Source organism: Demequina subtropica, from assembly GCF_000971235.1.
GTDB lineage: Bacteria > Actinomycetota > Actinomycetes > Actinomycetales > Demequinaceae > Demequina > Demequina subtropica.
The window spans coordinates 41,740-59,918 of the sequence record NZ_BBMB01000005.1 but is presented as its reverse complement, the minus strand read 5'-3'; the positions used below and the strand labels follow the sequence as shown (position 1 = coordinate 59,918).

Genomic DNA, 18,179 nt, shown 5'->3' with positions numbered 1-18,179 from the left:
TTACTGCAGGATGTAGATCACGGCGAACAGCGCGATCCACACCACGTCGACGAAGTGCCAGTAGTACGAGACCACGATCGCCGTGGTCGCCTCATGCGTCCCGAACTTCTTCGCCGCGAACGAGCGCGCCAGCACGAACAGCATGGCGATCAGGCCGCCGAGCACGTGGAGGCCGTGGAAGCCGGTGGTGAGGTAGAAGACGGAGCCGTACGGGCTCGACGAGATGGTGAGGCCCTCGGAGATGAGCATCGCGTACTCGTACACCTGGCCGGCGATGAACACCGATCCCATGATGTAGGTCAGCACGAACCACTCGTGCATGCCCCAGCCCTTGAGCTGGTAGAGCTTGCCGGTGCGGCGGCGCTGGTAGCGCTCGGCCGCCCACACGCCCGCCTGGGCGGTGAAGGAGGAGAGCACCAGCACGGAGGTGTTGAGTGCGGCGAAGGGGATGTTCAGCAGCTCGGTCTTGTCGGCCCAGACCTCGGGTACCTGAGCCCGGAGCGTGAAGTACATCGCGAACAGGCCTGCGAAGAACATCAGCTCGGAGCTCAGCCACACGATGGTGCCGACGGCTACCTGATTGGGCCGGGTCGCGTGGATGGGCGACGGCGCAGTCGTGGCGTGGGACATAGGTCCCATTAAAGCGTACGGAGCACCCGGGACTCACCAAGCAACGTGCAGGCGTGCCGCGACGTTCCCGCACGTGTTCCGATATGCCCGGGCAGGGCGCGAGAACCGGCATGGACCAGGCACCGGGCGTGCCAGAATGGGCGCCATGAGCGACGTGGTCAAGCACGAGTCCGGGGACGTCACCGTCCGCAAGGCACGCATCCTTCTGTACAGCGACGATCGCAACGTACGCGAGAAGGTGCGCTTCGCGGTCGGCCCGACCACCCACGGTCAGCCGATCGAGTGGACCGAGACCGCGACGCACGCGGCGGTGACGGAGCAGCTCGACTCCGGGTCCTTCGATCTGGTGATCCTCGACGGCGAGACCGCGAAGGTCGGAGGCATGGCCGTCGCGCGCCAGATGAAGAACGAGCTCTACGTGTGCCCGCCGATCCTGCTGCTCGTCGGCCGGCCCGGCGACGCGTGGCTCGCGACCTGGTCCGAGGCCGACGCCGCCGTGTCCCACCCGCTCGACCCGTTCGTCCTGCGCGACGCGGTCGACTCGTTCTTCGCGCCCGCGAGCGCCTGAGGCCCGCGACGATGGCGACGCTCCAGGACCTGCTCGCGCGCCTCGTCGAGCATGAGGACCTCACCGCGGAGGAGACCGCGGCGGTCATGGACTCGGTCCTCACCGACTCCGCCTCGCCCGTGGCGATGGGGGCGTTCCTCGCGGCGTTGCGCGTCAAGCGCGAGACGCCCGCCGAGGTCGCCGGGCTCGCCCAGGCGATGCTCGCCCACGCCGTGCGGTTCGAGGTGCCCGGACGGACCGTCGACATCGTCGGCACCGGCGGCGACGGCGCGCACACGGTGAACATCTCCACGATGGCGTCGATCGTGATCGCGGGCGCCGGCCCGACCGTGGTGAAGCACGGCAACCGCGCCGCCACCTCGAAGTCGGGGTCGGCCGATGTGCTCGGCGCGCTGGGAGTCCGGCTCGACCTCCCGGTCGAGCGGGTGCGGGAGCTGGCGACCGAGGTGGGCATCACGTTCTGCTTCGCGCAGGTGTTCCACCCGTCCATGCGCTTCGCGATGCCGATCCGCAAGGAGCTGGGCATCCCGACCACCTTCAACATCCTGGGCCCGCTCACCAACCCCGCGCAGCCGCAGGCGACGGCCATCGGGTCGTCGTCGTTGCGCGTCTCGCCCGTGCTCGCGGGCGTGATCGCGCAGCAGGGCCGTGAGGCGCTGGTCTTCCACGGCGACGACGGTCTCGACGAGCTCGCGGCGACGGGCGCGGCGACCGTCTGGGAGGTCCGTGGCGGCGGCGTGACCGAGATGCGTCTCGACCCGGTGAGCGACCTCGGGCTCGCGCGCATCACGATCGACGACCTGCGCGGCGGCGAGGCCGAGGAGAACGCTGCCGTGGTGCGCAGCGTGCTTGCGGGCGCCCCGGGCGCCGTGCGCGACACGGTGCTGCTCAACGCGGCGTCGGGCCTCGTCGCGGACGCGACGCTCGCCGGCACGTCGAGCGGCACGCTCGTCGAGCGTTTCGAGGCGGGTCTGGAGCACGCGGCGCGCGCCGTGGACTCGGGGGCCGCCGCCGACGTGCTCGACCGCTGGGTGGCCGCCACCCAGGCTTAGGCGCATCGCCCGTTCGTGGCATCCTCGTCACCTGACGTTTGCCTGAGCGTCACCTGCCCTTAGACTGCGGCGGTGATCGATTCTGTTCGCGAAGGCCCCGCTTCGCCCGACGTGGTGAGGCAATGGCCCTCGTGGAGGTCGTGGCTGGGTTCAGGCGCGGCCCGAGAGATCGTCTTCGTGCTGATGCTCTACGGCGTCTACTCGCTCGCGCGGCTCGCCGCCCAGGGCGACTTCGGGGTGGCCACCTCCACGGCGACCGACATCCATCGTTTCGAGCAGTGGCTCGGCATCGACATCGAGCAGTCGTGGAACCGCTGGGCGGTCGATACGCCCGGGGTCGCCTTCGCCACCGCGCTCTGGTACGCGACCTGGCACTTCGTCGCGACGATCGGGGTGCTCGTGGTGCTGTGGACGCGCCATCGTTCGCTCTACAGGCCGCTGTTCGTGGCGCTCGCCGGCACCACGCTCACCGCGCTCGTCATGTTCATCGTGCTGCCCACGGCCCCGCCGCGGCTCATGCGCGGCTTCGTCGACGTGCTCGAGGAGACAGGCCGGATGGGCTTCTGGGATCGGGGTCCGCAGGGCGCCGACGGTCTGTCGAGCACCACGAACGAGCTCGCGGCCTTCCCCTCGCTGCACGCGGGGTGGTCGCTGTGGGTCGCGCTGGCGGTGTGCATCATGACGCGTCGGCTCTGGCTGCGCGTCGTGGCCGTGTCCTACGCGCTCATCACCGGCGTGGTGGTGATCCTGACCGCGAACCACTGGGTGATCGACATCTGGGCGGGATGGGCGATCACCGGCGTGTGGGTCGTCGTGGCCATGGGTCTCTACCGCAGGCGCGGCGCGACCGACACGGCCGGCGCGTCGCTCGTGCCGGCCGCCGTCACCGCATAGGGGCTCGGTTCAGCCCTCCGCGCGCCGGGTGAGCGGGCGGGCGTCGCGGTCCGCCCGGCGAGCCTCGACCCACCGCGCATGACGCCCAGCGCCGTTGACGGGGTTCGACCACTCGCCGTCGACGTAGAGCAGCCGCGTACCTGGCGCCTCGAGCCACCGGGCCACCAGCTCGCGCTCCTCGACCAGGACCTCGCGGGTCACGTCGAGGTCGTCGGTGAGGGTCCGCAGGCGGTCAGCGGCGTCCCAGACCTTCTCCGACACGCGCTCGCTGCCGGCGAGCGCGCCGCGGCGGAAGGCGGCGACGTCCCACGCGTCCCCATCCGGTCGGACCGCGACGATGGAGCATCGGGCGAGCGAGGCGAGCCGCTGTGCCCGCATCGCGCCGTCCACCACGGCGCTCACGCCGTCTCGGAGCTCGGCGGCGCGCTCGTAGTCGAGCGCCTCGGCACGCTCGGCGATCTGGCGCTCGAGCGCGCTCACCACGGGCGACGGGTCGGCGGCGAGCGCGTCGCGCATGGCCTGCGCGGTGGTGTCGTAGCCCGACGCGTCACCGCGCACACAGGGCGCGGCGCACGCGCCCAGGTCCTTGAGCAGGCACGCGCGGGCGTTCGCGCGCGGCGTGATCGGCAGGCGCGTGGTGCACGTCCGCACGCCGAGCGCGGACTGGACCGCCTCGATCGCGAGGCGCGCGTCCGCTGCCGAGCGCATCGGCCCCAGCGAGCCCTCTGGGCCGGCGACGGCGCGCGACACCGCGAGGCGGGGATAGCGCTCATCCGTGATGCGGACCCACGGCGTCCGCTCCGGCCGCGCCGACCTGCGGTTGTAGCGCGGGCGGTGCTCCGCGATGAGACGGACCTCACGCACGTTGGCCTCGAGCTCGGTCGCGCACACCAGGGTGTCGACGTCCACGGCGAGCTCGAGCATGTCGCGCACGGAGCGGCGTTGCTCGCCGGTGGTGAAGTAGGACTTCACGCGCGAGCGGAGGTTCTTCGACGTCCCCACGTACAGGCGCTCGCCGCGTGGGCCCCGGAAGACGTACACGCCCGGCTTCGCGGGCACGCGATCGGCCATGGCGGCCTTCTTGCGGATGCGTTCGGGCATGGGGTTGCGCAGCGCGTCGAGGTCCTCGCGGTGCGTGATGCCGAACGCCGCGACCCGCTCGAGCATCCGGTGGAGGATCTCCGATGTCGCGCGCGCATCCTCGAGCGCGCGGTGGTTGGGCTCGACCACGGTGCCGAACACCCGCGCGAGGGTCGACAGCTTCTTGTTGGGCGCCTCCTCCTTGGTGGTGGCGCGGCGGGCGAGCGTGACCGTGTCGACCACCTGGTTGCCAGGCCATCGGTACCCGTGCGCGCGGCACGCGGCGCGCAGGAAGCCCGTGTCGAACGGGGCGTTGTGGGCGACCAGGACCGCGTCGCCGAGGAACTCGAGGAAGGACGGCAGGACCTGCTCGATCCGCGGCGCCGCGACGACCATCGCGTCCGTGATGCCGGTGAGGGCGACGATGAACGGCGGGATGGGCGAACCGGGGTCCACCAGGGTCTGGAACTCTCCGACGACCTCGCCTCCGCGCGTCTTGACCGCTCCGATCTCCGTGATGCAGGCCCTGTCGGGCGAGGTCCCGGTGGTCTCGAGGTCGACGACCACGAAGGTGGTGCGATGCAGCGGCTCGCCGACGTCCTCGAGCGAGCGCTGCTGATGGAGCAGCTGCTCGACGGTCTCGGCGGGGGAGGTCATACGCCGACGGTACGGCCCCCCTCCGACAACGCCTTGCACCAGTGGATGCACCAGGCATGACGTTGCGATGTCAGACCCCCTCCCTAGCCTGGGAGGCATGGTGATCGACCGTGATCCGTGCCCCACGCACGGCGTGCCGCGCGAGCGCGGCATGCACCGACGCCGGACCTGGAGGAGAGGGGCGTGGCCATGCTGATCGACTGTGACTCATGCGAGATGAGGGGCAGGAGCTGCGGCGACTGCGTCGTCTCGTTCCTCACCATCGAGGTGCGGCCGTCGGATCGTTCGACTGTCGAACTCGACGAGGAGCAGGCGCACGCCCTCGACGCGCTCGCCGCAGGTGGGCTCGTGCCGCCGTTGCGACTCGTGAGGCCGCCGCGCGCGAGCTAGGGGGTCATGCGCCGTGCGCGGGGAACGCGGCGACCGCGTCAAGGTCGAGCATTGAGTAGCCGTGCGTGCGCGCGCGCTCCTCGAAGCGTCGGGCGAGGCGCGAGTAGCGGCCTGTAAGCGCGTCGTACCTGCTCACCGCCTCCCAGCTCGCGCGGAACGCGGCGCGGCGTCGAGCGGTGGTGAAGGGCTTCGGTGCCATCACGGGGACGTGGGGCCCCCACCGCCGGTCCCGTTGGCCCTCGACAAATGTGCGGTAGGTGTCACCGCGGCTCGGCTGGATGCGATCCGCGTCGAGCGGCTCCGAGAGCTCGAGGAAGTCCGAGACCTTCGCGAGTTCGCCCTGCGGGTCCGCCATGAGGTGCTCGTAGCGCAGCACCAGCAGGCGGTCGAGGTGCGGAGCGTCCGCCGCGAGCATGTCGTGGATCTCGCACCAGTTCTCGAGGGTCTTGTCGATGCCGAGGCCCAGCTTGGGCAGGAAGCCCGGCAGGGAGTGGTCCCACTTCTGGATGGCGAGCGACTGGATCATGGGGTGCCGTGTGATGACGATGAACCGTGCATCGGGCCACAGCGACTGCAGGAAGCGCATGCGCGTGACGTTGGGCGGCGACTTCTCCACCCGCAACGCCGCATCCGAGGACCAGAAGGGCTGCCAGGCGTCGGAGATCGCGGAGCGCATCGCGGCGCGATCGCCGGGATCCGCCTCGACCGCGTGCGCCCGGGGGTCCAGGGCCCAGCGCGCGGCACCGCCCAGGGCCGCTGCGGTGGGGAGCACGCTCTGCAGGTGCTGGCCCTCGTCCATCGGCACGCCGGTGCCGACCAGCCCCGCGAGCTCGGGCGATGCGGCCATGACCTGCGCGAGCACCGTGGTGCCGCTCCGGTGGGCCCCGCCGACGAAGACCATCCGCGGCTCGACAGCGCGCATGTGATCCTGCCTTTCATGCGCAGCGGGAGCTAGGCCGGGACGCGAGCGGCCGCTGGGCGAGGTGTCCTGAGGCGAGCCACGGTACCAGCGGCTCGCCCCAGCCCCCTTCGACCGAGGGCCGGTCAGCCGCCGTGGCGGCGGAGCACCGTGCCGTCCGGGTCGTACGACAGACGGATCGTGTCGAGCCTGTCGTGCGCGGTGCCCACGAGCGTCTCCTCGTCGGCGGGCTGCTCGACGAAGTTCGCGTACTGGTGCGCGCTCGCCCAGGGCGCGAGCGCTGCGAGCGCCGCGGCGACCGCCTGGGCGGCGGCTGCGGCGTCGGCCACGGGCGTCACCGGCGCGACGGCGACCGCCGCGACCGCGCCCGCGAGCCCGGTGAGCGCCGCATCGTGGCCGGACTCTGGAGACAGGGCCCCGCCCAGCTGGCGGAGATCCGCCGCCACGACTCCCGCGCACGCAGGGCCGTCGAGCGCCTCGAGCCATGCGTCGACGGCCGCCTCGCCGAATGTTGCGAGGACCACGCCCTCCGCGGCGCCCGCCGACGGGTCGGGCGGGTCCATCGCCAGGTGGCCGAGCGCGTCGGGGGAGACGGGCGCGATGTCGTCCATCACCGGCTCGAGCCCACGGAGCGGCGCGAGCAGGCGGTCGGCGAGAGCGGCCGAGCCTACGACGGCCGCCTGCACGAGCACCATCTGCGCTCCTCGCAGGTGCGGCGGGAGCTCCTCGATGTCGGGGAAGGTCAGGACGCGCGCGACGGTCGTGATCTCGCGCGGCAGGACCGGGATGAGGCGTGCCCAGGCCTTGAGGACCTCGGCGGCGCGCGCACGCGGCCACCACAGGGTGCCGGCGGTCAGGTCGGGGACCTCGACCAGGCGGAGCGTCAGCTCGGTGACCACGCCCGCCCCGCCGCCGCCCCGCAGCGCCCACCAGAGGTCGGCGTGCTCGGACGCCGAGGCGATCACGACGGCGCCGCCGGGCAACGCGACACGCGCGGACAGGATCGATCCTGCGCCCAGCCCGTGGAGGCGTCCCAGCCAGCCGAGCCCTCCGCCGAGGCAGTAGCCGACGACGCCGACGGTGCGTGACGAGCCCGCCAGACCCGCGAGCCCGTGGGGCGCGGCGGCGTCCGCGACGTCGCCCCACGTGGCGCCCGCACCGACGGTCGCGGTGCGGGCGACGGCGTCGACCGACACGGTCGAGAGCGCGCTCGTGCGCAGCAGGATGGCGCCCTCGAGCGGACCGAGCGCCACGGCGCCATGGCCCGAGGATTGCGGCGCCACCCGTACGCCGAGGCGCGTGGCGAGCCGAAGCGTGCGGGCGACATCGGCCTCGGACGCGGCGAGCACCACGGCCACGGGGTGCTGATCCACCCCGAGCTGCCACGCGGCACGCGCGGCGTCCCAGTCCTGGTCGGCGGGGCGGACGATGCCGCCGTCGAGGCGCGCGGCGAGGTCGTCGAGCGCGGTGCCGAGGGCGGTGCCGGCGATGCCGCCCGCGAGCGTCGTGCGACGGGGGTTGGAGACGGTGGTGCACTCGGGCTCGGTGAGCGCGGGCGCATCGGTGGACAGGGACATGGTGGGAACCTCCGGGTTGGATTCCGGATCATGCTCGCCTCGTCCGATTCGTCCCACCAGACCCGACTTGTGGTGCCACCCGAGCGGGGGGCATCGGGCACGCGATGCCGCGGGAGCGTGACGATGCCCGCGGCCCCAAGCGGGCGGCGGGCGTCGTCGAGGGCGGACAGGCCTCCGGGCCGTGTCGGCGGGTCCGGGTCAGCGGGGGAAGCGGGCCCCGACCGGTCGCGGTCGCGGCGAGCCGAGCGGGACGAGCACGAGCGCGAGCTCGGCCCTGTCCGCCGCGTCGCGTCGCGGGAAGCGCGCACCCACGGCGTATCGCGGGCGCAGGGCCCGGCGGTAGAGCCGCGTCCGGGTCTCAGCGGCCGCGGCGCGGGCGAAGCGCGCGCCGACGGGCGCCGGGATCACGTGCGAGCGGGCGATGGGCAGCTCGCGGGTCACGGACGCGGTCGCGCTGTCGGGTGCTGACGGGGTGGAGATGAGGTAGGGCATGGTGTCCTCCGGGTCGGTGGTGCCTCCAGGCTCGGCGGATCGGCCGCGCCCGGACAGCCCCGACTTGTGGTGCCACTACCCCTGGGGGCATCAGGCACCGCGTGCCCCCAGGGTCGTCTGTCAGCGTGTCGCCGTCGTGTACAGCGCCTCGACGTCCGCCGCGAAGTCGCGCAGCACCTGCGCGCGCTTGACCTTGAGCGACGGCGTGAGGTGCCCCGCCTCGACCGTGAAGTCGGTGGGCAGGATCTCCCAGCGGCGGATCGACTCGGCGCGCGACACCGCGCCGTTCGCCCTGGTGACGGCGTTGTCGAGGTGCTCGCGCACCACGGGGTGGGTCGCGGCCTCGGCCACCGGCATCGTGGGCAGCCCGTGGCTGGTGAGCCAGCCCGGCAGGGCCTCCTCGTCGAGCGTGATGAGCGCGCCGATGAAGGGCTTCGCCTCGCCCACGACCACGCACTGGCTGACGAGCGCGTAGCCGCGCAGGCGGTCCTCGAGCACCGCGGGCGCGACGTTCTTGCCCGCCGCGGTCACGATGATCTCCTTCTTGCGGCCGGTGATCGTGAGGAAGCCCTCGTCGTCGAGCTGCCCGATGTCGCCCGTGTGGAACCACCCGTCGCGCATCGCCTCGGCGGTCGCCTCGGGGTTCCGGTGGTACCCCTGGAACAGCATGTCGCCGCGCATGAGCACCTCGCCGTCCTCGGCGATGACGGTCTCGAAGCCCGGCAGGGCGGGGCCGACGGTGCCGATCTTGGACCTGGTCGTGCGGTTCACGTGGGCCGCGGCCGTGACCTCGGTGAGGCCGTACCCCTCCATCACCTGGAGGCCGAGGCCGTTGTAGAAGTGGCCCAGACGCTCGCCGAGCGGGGCGGACCCCGAGATGGCGTGGACGGCCTTGCCTCCCAGCACCTCGCGGATCTTCGCGAGCACCAGCCGGTCAGCCACCGCGTGACGCGCCTTGAGGGCGAACGAGGGGCCGGCCTGCGTGTCGAGCGCGCGCGAGTAGTCGATGGACTGCTTCGCGGCCCACCGGAAGATCTTCACCTTCCCGCCGGCGGCGGCCTTCTGCTCGGCCGCGTTGTAGACCTTCTCGAACACGCGCGGCACCGCGAGCAGCAGCGTGGGGTGGAAGGACCCGATGTACGGCACGAGCTTGCGCGTGTCGGGGCAGTAGCCGATGGTCGTGCCGCCCGCGAGCAGCACCACCTCGACCAGCCGCGCGAGCGAGTGCGCGAGCGTGAGGAAGAGCACCGAGCTCGACTCGGGCCGGAGCAGCACGTCCTCGAGCTCCACATGGATGCCCCGCGTGTGCACCACGAAGTTCCGGTGCGTGAGCACGGCGCCCTTGGGGCGGCCGGTGGTGCCCGACGTGTACACGATCGTGGCCGGGTCCTCGAGCGTAGCGAGCGCCGCCCGCTCCGCGACGAGCGTGTCAGGGATCCCGGTGCCCGCGGCGCGCAGGTCGTCGACGCAGCCACGGTCGATCACGAGGATCTCGCGCAGCGGGCTCTCGGGGTCGCTCGCCACCTGGTGGGCGAGCGCCGCGTGCGCCTCGGTCTCGACGAACAGCACCGCGATGTCGGCATCCGACGTGATCCAGTCGATCTGCGAGGCCGACGACGTGTCGTAGATGGGGACGGGGAGCGCGCCCACGGTCCAGATGGCGACGTCGAGGATCGACCACTCGATGCGCGTGCGCGCCATGATCCCGACGCTCTGTCCCGGCTCGATCCCGCGCGCGATGAGCCCCTTCGCGACCTCGGTGACCCAGGCCTGGGCCTGCGCGCCGGTGACGTCGATCCACGCGTCGTCCGCGTCGGTGTAGCGCATCACCACGCGGTCGGCGTGGGTGCGCCACGCCTGCGAGATGAGGTCGACGATGTTCGCGGCGTCGTCGGTGTGCGAGGGCTGGCTCATGCTTTAGGACTCCCATGGCAGTAGGGGGGACGCGTCAGACGATAGCCTTGACTGAGTCCCAGCGAGGTAGCGGAAGGCCATAGAGAATGCATGCAATCGGCGTAGACATCGGCGGCACCAAGATCGCGGTCGGTGTGGTCGACGAGGACGGCGCCATCATTGCCAAGACCAAGCGCAAGACCAAGCCGCAGGATCCGGCGGGCATCGACGCCGCGATCGCCGATGCGGTGGCGGAGCTCGCGGCCGACCACGAGTTCCACGCGGTGGGCCTGGCAGCGGCCGGATTCGTCTCCTCGGACCAGGAGAACGTGCTGTTCGCGCCGAACATCGCGTGGCGCGACTACCCGCTCGCGACGAACGTGCGCGCGCTCATCGGCCGCGACGACGTCGCCGTCGTGGTCGAGAACGATGCGAACGCGGCCGGCTGGGCGGAGTTCGCCTTCGGCGCGGCGCGCGACGCCAAGCACATGGTGCTGCTCACCATCGGCACGGGGCTGGGCGCCGCGCTGGTGGTCGACGGGAAGCTCGTGCGCGGCGCGTACGGCTTCGCGGCCGAGCTGGGCCACCTGCGCGTGGTGCCGAACGGCCACCCGTGCGGCTGCGGCCTCCACGGCTGCTGGGAGCAGTACGCCTCGGGATCCGCGCTGACCCGCGAGGCGCGCCGCGCGGCCATGGACCGCCCGGTGCGCGCCGCCGGCCTGCTCGAGCTCGCGGGCGGCGACGCCACCGCGATCACGGGCCCGCACGTCACCCAGATCGCCATGGACGGCGACGAGCTGGGCCTCGAGCTCCTCGCCGAGCTGGGCCGTTGGATCGGCGAGGGCTCCGCATCGCTGGCCGCCGCGCTTGACCCCGAGCTCTTCGTCATCGGCGGCGGCGTCGTCGCCGCCGGCGACCTGCTGCTCCACCCGGCCCGCAAGGCGTTCGAGGCGAACCTGCCCGCGCGCGGCCACCGTCCCATCGTCCCCATCGTCGCAGCAGAGATGGGCAACGATGCGGGGATCGTCGGCGCGGCCGACCTCGCCCGCATCGCCTCCGCCAACCGCTAGGAACCTCCCCGGACATCATGAGCGACACCTACTACCGCCTCTTCAAGCACGTGCTGCTGGGCCCCGCGCTCAAGGGCGTGTACAAGCCCTGGGTCGAGGGGCAGGAGAACATCCCCGAGACGGGGGGCGCGATCCTCGCCTCCAACCACCTGTCCTTCTCGGACTCCGTGTTCCTGCCCGTGGTCATCAGCCGCAAGGTGGTGTTCCTGGGCAAGGAGGAGTACTTCACCGGCAAGGGCGTCAAGGGCTACGCGACGAAGGCGTTCATGGAGGGCGTGGGCACCATCCCCGTGCACCGTGGGGGCGGGCGCGCGTCCGAGGCGGCGCTCCGCACCGGCCTCCAGGTGGTGCAGGGCGGCGAGCTGCTCGGCATCTACCCCGAGGGCACGCGCAGCCCCGACGGCCGCCTGTACCGCGGCAAGACCGGCGTCGCGCGCCTCGCGATCGAGTCGGGCGCGCCGGTGATCCCCGTCGCGATGATCGACACGCACATCGCGCAGCCCATCGGGCAGAAGGTTCCCAAGCGCCACCCGATCGGCGTGCGCATCGGCGCCCCCATCGACCTGTCGGAGTTCGACGGGCGTCAGGAGGACCGCGCCGCACTGCGCGAGGCGACGGACCGGATCATGGCGGCCATCGCCGAGCTCTCCGGCCAGGAGTACGTCGAACGCGACGCCGCGCTCGTCAAGCGCGAGCTCGAGAAGGAGCAGCAGTCCCGGGAGGCGGGGGAGTAGGTCCCCCGTCCCGGCTCCCGGCGCCCTGTCGCGCGCCTAGAATGACCACGAAATCCGCAAGACACACAACGAAAGGTCCGTCATGTCGGTTCGCCGCGTTGCACTCCTGACCGCCGGTGGGTTCGCCCCCTGCCTCTCCTCCGCGGTGGGAGGCCTGATCGAGCGCTACACCGAGATCGCCCCCGAGGTGGAGATCATCGCCTATGAGCACGGCTACTGGGGTCTGCTGCTCGGCAAGAAGATCGTGATCGACGACGAGGTCCGCAAGCACGCGGGCCTCCTGCACGAGTTCGGCGGCTCGCCGATCGGCAACTCGCGCGTCAAGCTCACCAACGTCGCGGACTGCGTCAAGCGCGGCCTGGTCAAGGACGGCGAGGACCCGCTCGCGGTCGCCGCGGAGCAGCTCAAGGCCGACGGCGTCGACGTGCTCCACACCATCGGTGGCGACGACACGAACACGACCGCCGCGGACCTGGCCGCCTACCTCGCGGAGAACGACTACGGCCTCACCGTGGTGGGCCTTCCCAAGACCATCGACAACGACGTGGTGCCGATCCGCCAGTCGCTCGGTGCGTGGACCGCGGCCGAGGAGGCCGCGAAGTTCGGCCGCAACATCATCGGCGAGCACCGCTCGGGCCCGCGCATGCTCATCATCCACGAGGTCATGGGCCGTGCGTGCGGCTGGCTCACCGCCGCCGCCGCGATGAAGTACCGCGAGGACCTCGAGACCCGCACGTTCCTCCCCGGCATCGGCCTCACCAAGGAGCGCTGGGACATCCACGCCGTGTACGTCCCCGAGCAGCACCTCGACATCGACGCCGAGGCCGCGCGCCTGCGCACGGTGATGGACGAGGTCGGCAACGTTAACATCTTCCTGTCCGAGGGCGCCGGCGTGCCCGAGATCATCGCGGAGATGGAGGCCACGGGCCAGGAGGTCAAGCGCGACCCGTTCGGCCACGTGCGCCTCGACGAGATCAACCCGGGCCAGTGGTTCGCCAAGCAGTTCGCGGAGAAGCTGGGCGCGGAGAAGGTCATGGTCCAGAAGTCGGGCTACTTCTCGCGTGCCGCGGCCGCGAACGCCGAGGACCTGCGCCTCATCAAGTCGATGACCGACTACGCGGTCGAGTGCGCGCTGCGCGGCGAGCCCGGCGTGATCGGCCACGACGAGGAGGACGGCGACCGTCTCAAGGCGATCCCGTTCCCGCGCATCGCGGGCCACAAGCCCTTCGACACCACGACCCCGTGGTACGTCGAGACCCTCGAGGCGATCGGGCAGGCGTAATCACATGACAGAGGCTGCCCTGGCGGCGGCGGGCGTCGACTCGTACCTCTCGAAGGAGGCGAGGCAGCAGCCGCAGTGGCCCGATGCCGCTGCGCTGCGACGCGCGACCGACCGTCTCACGCAGGTCCCCCCTCTGGTGTTCGCGGGCGAGGCGGACCGGCTGCGAGAGCAGCTGGCCGCCGCGTCGCGCGGCGAGGCCTTTGTCCTCCAGGGCGGCGACTGCGCCGAGATCTTCGCGGAGGCCACGGCCGACCGCATCCGCAACAAGATCAAGACCATCCTCCAGATGGCCGTGATCCTCACGTACGGCGCCTCGACGCCCGTCGTGAAGATCGGCCGCATGGCGGGCCAGTACGCGAAGCCGCGCTCGTCGGACACGGAGACCCGTGACGGCGTGACGCTGCCCGTGTACCGGGGCGACATCGTCAACTCCTCGGGCTTCACCGAGGAGGAGCGGATCCCGAACCCGGATCGGCTGGTCGACGCGTACCACGTGTCCGCGTCGACGCTCAACCTGATCCGCGCCTTCACGCAGGGCGGCTTCGCCGACCTGCGCCGCGTGCACCAGTGGAACAAGGGCTTCGCGGCGAACCCTGCGTACGCCAAGTACGAGCAGCTGTCGCAGGAGATCGACCGCGCGGTGCGCTTCATGGGCGCGGCGGGCGGCGACTTCGAGGCGCTCAAGACGGTCGAGCTCTTCTCGAGCCACGAGGCCCTGCTGCTCGACTACGAGCGTGCGCTCACGCGCATCGACTCGCGCTCGGGTCTCGCCTACGACTGCTCGGCCCACTTCCTGTGGATCGGGGAGCGCACGCGCCAGCTCGACGGCGCGCACGTCGAGTTCCTGTCGAAGGTGCACAACCCCCTCGCGGTGAAGCTGGGACCGACGGCCACGTCGGCCGATGCGGTCGAGCTCGCGGAGCGTCTCAACCCGGAGAACATCCCGGGTCGCCTCACGTTCGTGGCCCGCATGGGCGCCGACAAGGTGCGCGATGCGCTCCCCGCCATCGTCGAGGGCGTGCGCGACTCGGGAGTGACGGTGACGTGGCTCACCGACCCGATGCACGGCAACACGTTCACGTCGGACTCGGGCTACAAGACGCGCAAGTTCGACACGATCCTCGATGAGGTCACGGGCTTCTTCGAGGTGCACGAGGCGCTGGGCACCGTCCCGGGCGGCCTCCACGTGGAGCTCACGGGTGACGACGTCACCGAGGTGATGGGCGGCACCGAGAAGATCGACGACGAGGGCCTGGCCCGCCGCTACGAGACCAAGGTGGACCCGCGCCTCAACCACCAGCAGTCGCTCGAGCTCGCGTTCCTCGTGTCGGACCTGCTGGCCCGGCACAACGCGCTCCAGCCGCATCCGGTCGAGGAGCTCGCGTAACCCGCGCATTGACCAGACGCAGACGGAGAAGGCCCCGTCCCGGTGATCCCGGGCGGGGCCTTCTTCGTCGGACGATGCGCCGCGTCAGTTGTACTTGAACGTGATGGTCGTGCCGCGCTCGACCTGGTTGCCCGGGATGAGCGACTGGTCGACGATCGATCCCTTCGAGCTCCACGGCCAGAACGCGTAGAGCTGGACGTCGAGGCCGGCCGCCCGGGCGGCGCTCTCGGCGGCGTCGACCTCCATGCCGACGTAGTCGTCGACCGTGACAAGCGGCGGGCCGTCGGAGACCGTGATGGTGATGGAGTCGAGGCGGTGCCCGGCGTCGCCGGCCGCGGGCGACTGGGCGAAGACGATGCCCTTGTCCGCATCCTCCGTGCGCGCGTGGTCGACCGTGACGTCCAGGGCGTACTCGTCCTCGAGCAGCGCGACCGCGTCCGCCTCGGTCATGTCCGCGACGTCCGGGAACTCGATGGGCGCGGGGCCGCTCGAGACGACCAGGTCCACCGGGGTGTCGTGCCGCACCGACTCGCCCGCGGCGGGGGAGATCGACATGACCTCGCCCTCGGGGACGGTGTCGGAGCTCTTGCCCTCGACCTCGCCGAGCGGCAGGCCGAGCTCCTCGAGACGCGCCTCGGCATCGTCCTGCTGCTCGCCCACGAGCTTGGGCACCGTGGTCATGCGGGGGCCGTCCGACACGGTGATGGTGACGATCGCGTTGTTGAGCACCCGTTCCTGCGCCGCAGGCGTCGCCGAGATCACGATGCCCTCGGGGACGTCGTCATCGAAGGCATGCTCGACCGAGGGGGTGAGGCCGGCGCCGCGGATGATCGCGGTCGCATCGTCCTCGGTCTCGCTCACCACGGACGGGACCGTGGTGTAGGCGCCCGGGCCGATCGAGTTGTACCACCACAGGCCCCCGCCGCCGAGGACCAGGAGCGCGACCATGACGGCCGCGATCCACCAGCCGGCGCGCCGCTCGGTGCGCTTGGGCTCGCGGGCCTCGGGGTCGTCGTCTGGCAGCGCCGCGAGGTCCGTGCCGACGGCAGGGAACGGGTGGCCCAGGCCGATGGGGAGCGCCACGGTGCTGCCCGGCGAGGCGGTGGTGAGCACCGCCGTCGCGTCGTCGTCCCTCACCACCGGCGTGGCGCCCGAGGGCGGGTCCGCGCGGCGGTCGAGAGTCGGCTCGTCGAGCAGGCCGTGGGTGCGCCGCACCAGCTGGAGCGCCGCGCCCGCGTCCTGCGGGCGCTGGTCGGGGTCGCGCGCGGTCAGCGCCGCGATGAGGTCGTCGATCTCGGTCGGCAGCCACGCGACCACGCTCGAGGGCGCGGGCACGTCGTCGTGGACGTGCTTGGTCGCGACCTGGATCGCGGTGGTGCCGGTGTGGGGCTGTCGCCCCGTGATGAGCTCGTACAGGAGCACGCCCGCGGCGTAGACGTCGGTCCGGGCGTCGGAGACGCCGTTGGAGATCAGCTCGGGCCCCAGGTAGGCGACCGTGCCGAGGATGGTGCCGGAGGTGCTCGACGTCACCTCGGTGACGGCCCGCGCGAGGCCGAAGTCGGCGACGCGCGGACGTCCCTCGGAGTCGATGAGGACGTTCTCGGGCTTGACGTCCTGGTGGACCAGGCCCTGGCGGTGCGCCGAGCCGAGCGCGTCGAGCACGTGCTCGACCGTGGACAGGGCCACGCCGAGCGGCAGCGTCGCCTCGTGCGCGAGGACCTCGCGCAGGTTCTCGCCGTCGACGTACTCCATCGTGAGGTACGAGATGTCCTGGTCGATGCCCTGGTCGTACACGCGCACCACGCCGGGGTGGGTGAGGCGTGCGGCGGCCTTGGCCTCGCGACGGAACCGCGCGACGAACTCGCGGGAGTTCGGGTCGACCTCGAGGTGGCGGTGCATGACCTTGAGCGCGATGTCGCGCTCGAGCCTCCGGTCGAATGCGAGGTAGACGGTCGCCATCCCCCCGGCGGCGATGCGCTCGCGCACCTCGTACCGGCCGTCGATCACGCGGCCGAGCAGGGGATCGGTGAGGGTGCTGGACACGGGGTCCATTCTAGGCGGGACGCAGGGCGGCTCCGGCGGTGCGTGCGCGGCGCGTCCCGCGGGTCGCGCTCGCACCGCGCACCGGGTCAGCGGAAGCGGGACATGAGCGCCTTGACGCTCGCGACGTAGCCGACGGTGTCGTAGTGGTAGCCGTGGTCGATGACCGCGGCGGCGCCCTGGTAGTAGCCCGCGATCGCATCGTCGACGCTCGTGAACGTGCGGTCGAGCGCGCGCAGGATCAGCACGCCGGCGAGCACGTTGTCGCGCGGGTCGAGCAGGTCGAGGCGACGCCCGGCCATGTCCGACGCCCACTCGCCCGAGGTCGGGATCACCTGCATCACGCCCACGGCGTTCGCGGGCGACACCGCGCGCATGTCGAAGCCCGACTCCTGGTAGGAGATCGCCTGCGCGAGCGCCGGGTCGACGCCGTGCTGCCGCGCGGTCGCGACGATGATGTCCTGCATCTTCTCGCGTGAGGGGACGGTGCGGCTCAGCAGCACCGCCTTGTTCTGGTTCGCGGCCCGCACCACCTCGCTGGCGTAGGTGCGGCCGGCGAAGGTCGAGCCGACGAGCGGCTCGGTGGCGTCGCCGGGCACGGCCAGGCGCTGGCCGATCCGGATGAGAGAGGCGTTCGCGAGCGAGTTCTGCCGCGCGAGCGTCGCGACCGTGGTGCCGTGGCGCTGGGCGATGGCCGCGAGCGTGTCGCCCGCCTTGACCGTGTAGTAGGTCGGCGTCGTCGCTCGCGGAGCGCTGCGCGTGCTCGTGGCGGTGGAGCGCGCGGGTGTGGCGGACGTGCCGGGGATGGTGAGGCGCTGGCCGATCGTGATGAGCGAGGCGTTCGCGAGGGTGTTCGCCTTCGCGAGGGACGCGACCGTGGTGCCGTGGCGGTGCGCGATCTCCGAGAGGGTGTCGCCGGCCTTGACCGTGTAGCTGGTGCTCGACCGGGTGGAGGTCGTGGCGGCGCGTGCGGGGGACTGCTGCGCCTGCCCGCCGCCGCCGATGGTGAGGCGCTGGCCGGGGAAGATGAGCGAGGCGTTCGCGAGGCGGTTGTCGCGGGCGAGCGTCGCGACCGTGGTGCCGTGGCGGTGCGCGATCTCCGAGAGGGTGTCGCCCGCCTTGACCGTGTACGTCGCCGAGAGGCTCGTCACGCTCGAGCGCGCCGCGGTGGTGCTTCCGTTCGGCACCGTGACGGTGGTGCCCACGTAGATGGTCGCGCGCGTGTCGAGGTCGTTCGCGGCGACGATCGCGGGGATCGTGCTGCCGTAGCGGTCCGCGAGGGCCGAGACAGTGTCGCCGGGCTGGACGCGGTGCTGCTCGTCCGCCAGCGCGGGGGAGGCCGATGCGAGACCGACGACCGTCGCGAGAGCGGCGGTGGTCGCTGCGGGGCGGGTCTGCGCGAGGGGTGACGTCGCTGCCATGCGTGCCTCCAGTGTGAGTGATGGTGCCGATGTGACAGATGTGACAAAAGTGACGGTAACCCCGAGGTCGCTCGCGCCGCAAGGCGTGCCGCA

16 protein-coding genes are annotated in these 18,179 nt (G+C 71.8%); 8 read left to right on the top strand and 8 right to left on the bottom strand.

What is annotated here, in order from left to right:
* A complete protein-coding gene (gene ctaE / locus AOM06_RS05080; RefSeq protein WP_062303633.1) occupies positions 1-630 on the bottom strand; it encodes an aa3-type cytochrome oxidase subunit III in 630 nt (209 codons plus the stop codon).
* A 145-nt stretch (positions 631-775) separates the two neighbouring features.
* Between ctaE and AOM06_RS05075 the strand changes: the two genes are divergently transcribed.
* The 3 genes from AOM06_RS05075 to AOM06_RS05065 all read left to right on the top strand — a co-directional run bounded on the left by AOM06_RS05075 (position 776) and on the right by AOM06_RS05065 (position 3,144).
* Positions 776-1,198: a response regulator gene (locus AOM06_RS05075; protein WP_062303823.1), complete on the top strand. Its 423-nt coding sequence runs from the start codon at positions 776-778 to the stop codon at positions 1,196-1,198.
* Positions 1,199-1,209: 11 nt separating this feature from the next.
* Positions 1,210-2,250, top strand: coding sequence for an anthranilate phosphoribosyltransferase (gene trpD / locus AOM06_RS05070; protein WP_062303630.1), 1,041 nt, complete (start codon positions 1,210-1,212; stop codon positions 2,248-2,250).
* 72 nt (positions 2,251-2,322) lie between these two features.
* Positions 2,323-3,144: a phosphatase PAP2 family protein gene (locus tag AOM06_RS05065; protein WP_156163587.1), complete on the top strand. Its 822-nt coding sequence runs from the start codon at positions 2,323-2,325 to the stop codon at positions 3,142-3,144.
* 9 nt (positions 3,145-3,153) lie between these two features.
* On the opposite strand, the gene AOM06_RS05060 is transcribed toward AOM06_RS05065, so the two are convergent.
* Positions 3,154-4,881, bottom strand: a complete 1,728-nt coding sequence (locus AOM06_RS05060) for a DEDD exonuclease domain-containing protein (protein ID WP_062303621.1) — start codon at positions 4,879-4,881, stop codon at positions 3,154-3,156.
* 189 nt (positions 4,882-5,070) lie between these two features.
* On the opposite strand from AOM06_RS05060, the gene AOM06_RS05055 reads away from it, so the two are divergent.
* Positions 5,071-5,271: a hypothetical protein gene (locus AOM06_RS05055; protein WP_062303822.1), complete on the top strand. Its 201-nt coding sequence runs from the start codon at positions 5,071-5,073 to the stop codon at positions 5,269-5,271.
* A gap of 4 nt (positions 5,272-5,275) precedes the next feature.
* Here AOM06_RS05055 and AOM06_RS05050 read toward each other — a convergent pair whose 3' ends face one another.
* From AOM06_RS05050 to AOM06_RS05035, 4 genes are all read right to left on the bottom strand, one after another.
* Positions 5,276-6,193 (bottom strand): sulfotransferase family protein, encoded by a 918-nt coding sequence (locus tag AOM06_RS05050; protein WP_062303617.1) that lies wholly within the window; start codon positions 6,191-6,193, stop codon positions 5,276-5,278.
* Between the two features lie 122 nt (positions 6,194-6,315).
* Positions 6,316-7,767, bottom strand: coding sequence for an FAD-binding oxidoreductase (locus tag AOM06_RS05045; protein WP_062303614.1), 1,452 nt, complete (start codon positions 7,765-7,767; stop codon positions 6,316-6,318).
* Positions 7,768-7,965: 198 nt separating this feature from the next.
* Positions 7,966-8,259, bottom strand: coding sequence for a hypothetical protein (locus tag AOM06_RS05040; RefSeq protein ID WP_062303611.1), 294 nt, complete (start codon positions 8,257-8,259; stop codon positions 7,966-7,968).
* 120 nt (positions 8,260-8,379) lie between these two features.
* Positions 8,380-10,173 (bottom strand): AMP-dependent synthetase/ligase, encoded by a 1,794-nt coding sequence (locus tag AOM06_RS05035; RefSeq protein ID WP_062303608.1) that lies wholly within the window; start codon positions 10,171-10,173, stop codon positions 8,380-8,382.
* Positions 10,174-10,259: 86 nt separating this feature from the next.
* Here AOM06_RS05035 and AOM06_RS05030 point away from each other — a divergent pair, with 86 nt between their 5' ends.
* The 4 genes from AOM06_RS05030 to AOM06_RS05015 all read left to right on the top strand — a co-directional run bounded on the left by AOM06_RS05030 (position 10,260) and on the right by AOM06_RS05015 (position 14,625).
* Complete coding sequence (locus AOM06_RS05030) at positions 10,260-11,222, top strand: ROK family glucokinase (RefSeq protein WP_062303605.1); 963 nt, start codon at positions 10,260-10,262, stop codon at positions 11,220-11,222.
* A gap of 17 nt (positions 11,223-11,239) precedes the next feature.
* On the top strand, positions 11,240-11,956 hold the full coding sequence (locus AOM06_RS05025; RefSeq protein WP_062303603.1) for a lysophospholipid acyltransferase family protein: 717 nt from the start codon (positions 11,240-11,242) through the stop codon (positions 11,954-11,956).
* An 82-nt stretch (positions 11,957-12,038) separates the two neighbouring features.
* Positions 12,039-13,238 carry a pyrophosphate--fructose-6-phosphate 1-phosphotransferase gene (locus tag AOM06_RS05020; protein ID WP_062303600.1) on the top strand — a complete coding sequence of 400 codons (1,200 nt, stop codon included), beginning with the start codon at positions 12,039-12,041 and terminating at the stop codon, positions 13,236-13,238.
* A gap of 4 nt (positions 13,239-13,242) precedes the next feature.
* Positions 13,243-14,625: a class II 3-deoxy-7-phosphoheptulonate synthase gene (locus tag AOM06_RS05015; RefSeq protein WP_062303597.1), complete on the top strand. Its 1,383-nt coding sequence runs from the start codon at positions 13,243-13,245 to the stop codon at positions 14,623-14,625.
* 84 nt (positions 14,626-14,709) lie between these two features.
* On the opposite strand, the gene pknB is transcribed toward AOM06_RS05015, so the two are convergent.
* Both pknB and AOM06_RS05005 read right to left on the bottom strand, forming a co-directional pair.
* Positions 14,710-16,668 (bottom strand): Stk1 family PASTA domain-containing Ser/Thr kinase, encoded by a 1,959-nt coding sequence (gene pknB, locus AOM06_RS05010; RefSeq protein ID WP_082105351.1) that lies wholly within the window; start codon positions 16,666-16,668, stop codon positions 14,710-14,712.
* Between the two features lie 86 nt (positions 16,669-16,754).
* Positions 16,755-18,086: a lytic transglycosylase domain-containing protein gene (locus AOM06_RS05005; protein WP_062303591.1), complete on the bottom strand. Its 1,332-nt coding sequence runs from the start codon at positions 18,084-18,086 to the stop codon at positions 16,755-16,757.
* Between the last annotated feature and the right edge of the window lie 93 nt (positions 18,087-18,179).

Coding starts and splice junctions, on each gene's coding strand:
- ctaE (WP_062303633.1), bottom strand. CDS start 630: ATGTCCCACGCCACGACTGCGCCGTCGCCCATCCACGCGACCCGGCCC.
- AOM06_RS05075 (WP_062303823.1), top strand. CDS start 776: ATGAGCGACGTGGTCAAGCACGAGTCCGGGGACGTCACCGTCCGCAAG.
- trpD (WP_062303630.1), top strand. CDS start 1,210: ATGGCGACGCTCCAGGACCTGCTCGCGCGCCTCGTCGAGCATGAGGAC.
- AOM06_RS05060 (WP_062303621.1), bottom strand. CDS start 4,881: ATGACCTCCCCCGCCGAGACCGTCGAGCAGCTGCTCCATCAGCAGCGC.
- AOM06_RS05055 (WP_062303822.1), top strand. CDS start 5,071: ATGCTGATCGACTGTGACTCATGCGAGATGAGGGGCAGGAGCTGCGGC.
- AOM06_RS05050 (WP_062303617.1), bottom strand. CDS start 6,193: ATGCGCGCTGTCGAGCCGCGGATGGTCTTCGTCGGCGGGGCCCACCGG.
- AOM06_RS05045 (WP_062303614.1), bottom strand. CDS start 7,767: ATGTCCCTGTCCACCGATGCGCCCGCGCTCACCGAGCCCGAGTGCACC.
- AOM06_RS05040 (WP_062303611.1), bottom strand. CDS start 8,259: ATGCCCTACCTCATCTCCACCCCGTCAGCACCCGACAGCGCGACCGCG.
- AOM06_RS05035 (WP_062303608.1), bottom strand. CDS start 10,173: ATGAGCCAGCCCTCGCACACCGACGACGCCGCGAACATCGTCGACCTC.
- AOM06_RS05030 (WP_062303605.1), top strand. CDS start 10,260: ATGCATGCAATCGGCGTAGACATCGGCGGCACCAAGATCGCGGTCGGT.
- AOM06_RS05025 (WP_062303603.1), top strand. CDS start 11,240: ATGAGCGACACCTACTACCGCCTCTTCAAGCACGTGCTGCTGGGCCCC.
- AOM06_RS05020 (WP_062303600.1), top strand. CDS start 12,039: ATGTCGGTTCGCCGCGTTGCACTCCTGACCGCCGGTGGGTTCGCCCCC.
- AOM06_RS05015 (WP_062303597.1), top strand. CDS start 13,243: ATGACAGAGGCTGCCCTGGCGGCGGCGGGCGTCGACTCGTACCTCTCG.
- AOM06_RS05005 (WP_062303591.1), bottom strand. CDS start 18,086: ATGGCAGCGACGTCACCCCTCGCGCAGACCCGCCCCGCAGCGACCACC.